Source organism: Cellulomonas sp. PS-H5 (assembly GCF_019265565.1).
GTDB lineage: Bacteria > Actinomycetota > Actinomycetes > Actinomycetales > Cellulomonadaceae > Cellulomonas.
The window spans coordinates 1-940 of sequence record NZ_JAHVCI010000132.1; the positions used below are offsets into that span (position 1 = coordinate 1).

2 protein-coding genes are annotated in these 940 nt (G+C 79.3%); both read right to left on the minus strand.

All coding sequences use genetic code 11. The features are described 5' to 3' along the window. Positions 1–61: 61 nt before the first annotated feature. The gene (gene csrA / locus J5O08_RS20575; protein WP_218708771.1) at positions 62–355 is read right to left on the minus strand and encodes a carbon storage regulator CsrA; all 294 of its coding nucleotides are present in this window, start codon (positions 353–355) and stop codon (positions 62–64) included. Positions 356–540: 185 nt separating this feature from the next. Beyond that, the coding region (locus J5O08_RS20580; protein WP_218708772.1) for a hypothetical protein at positions 541–940 on the minus strand (400 nt) is incomplete at its 5' end.

Consider the following 940-nt stretch of genomic DNA (forward strand, 5'->3'; position numbering starts at 1 on the left):
CTCCACTCACTCGCGACCGGTCGACCTCTCGGGGCGCCGGGCGGACGGGCGGTCGGGCGCGTCAGCGGCCGGGGCGGTCCTCGTCCGAGGGCTCCGGCGCCGCGGCCGGGGCGGGCTGGCCCGCGACGAGGCCGCGCAGGGACTCGACGGCGTCGTCGCCGGCGTCGGTCGCCGCGTCGGAGGCGGCGAGGTTGGCCGCCGTGACGGCCTCCAGCACCTCGGCGCGGTGCACGGCGACGGAGCGCGGGGCGTCGATGCCGAGGCGGACGCCGTCGCTGCGCACCTCGATCACGGTCACGACGATGTCGTCCCCGATCACGAGGCGCTCGCCGACCCGTCTGCTCAGCACCAGCATGGCGCCGACCCTACCTTCCGCACGCAAGCGACCGGTGCACCGCCCACCCGAGCGGCCCCTCCGCCCGGGTGGATCCACCCGACCGTCCCGGCAGTGGAAGGTTCTGCCGGACACGCCGTCGGCGTGTCCGGCAGAACCTTCCACTCTCGGACGGGCCGAGCCCGCGCGGGCCGGGACCGACGGGGTCAGCCCCAGACGGTGCCCTCGGGGAGGTGCTCGCCCAGGGCCGCGGCCCAGGCGACCCGCGAGGCCGGGACGCCGTCGATCCACGCGACCGGGACGCCGAGGCCCAGGACGGTGCCGGGCTCGCTGGTCTCGAACAGCCCGCCGACGGCGAGCGCGTCCAGCGGCCTACGGGCGCCGACGCCCGCGATCCACCGCGCGCAGTCCCGGGTCTTGCTGCGGGCGTCCACGACGCCCCACGCCTGGTCGGGCGCCAGCGCGGCCAGCAGCTCGGCCGCGGCGTCCTCGCGCGCGCGGCCCGGGCGGACCCCGAGCGCGACAACGGTGACGCCGTCGCCGGCGGCCGGCTCCGCGCGCCAGCGGGCGGCGGCCGCCGCGGTCGTCAGCCGGCGCCCGGCCGTG

Excerpts from the sequence above, each read along its gene's own strand:
- csrA (WP_218708771.1), bottom strand. The coding sequence starts at position 355 with ATGCTGGTGCTGAGCAGACGGGTCGGCGAGCGCCTCGTGATCGGGGAC.